Below are 203 nucleotides of genomic sequence, written 5' to 3'. Positions count from 1 at the left end.
CTACTCGCCGATCGCGTGGTTGATCCTGATCATCTTTACCTTTCAATGCAGCATGGCTTTCTCCGACCTGATGAGCGGCCTGGTACGTCGGGAATCGTTGGGATACGGTAACTATAACGCTACCATGGGTTTATACGCTGGCTGGAGGGGTTTGTTCACGGCCGTTCAATCTTACCTTTACCTTTACATCCCTTTGTTGACGA

General features: G+C 50.2%; 1 protein-coding gene. It reads left to right on the top strand.

The annotated features are described in order from the left end of the window. Window positions 1-203: hypothetical protein (locus tag NVS78_RS14130; RefSeq protein ID WP_286359733.1), on the top strand; the 203-nt coding region annotated here is incomplete at both ends.

The organism is Gabonibacter chumensis (genome assembly GCF_024741215.1).
GTDB lineage: Bacteria > Bacteroidota > Bacteroidia > Bacteroidales > Marinifilaceae > Gabonibacter > Gabonibacter massiliensis.
The sequence above is the reverse complement of the archived record's forward strand: the minus strand, read 5'-3'. Positions and strand labels throughout refer to the sequence as shown.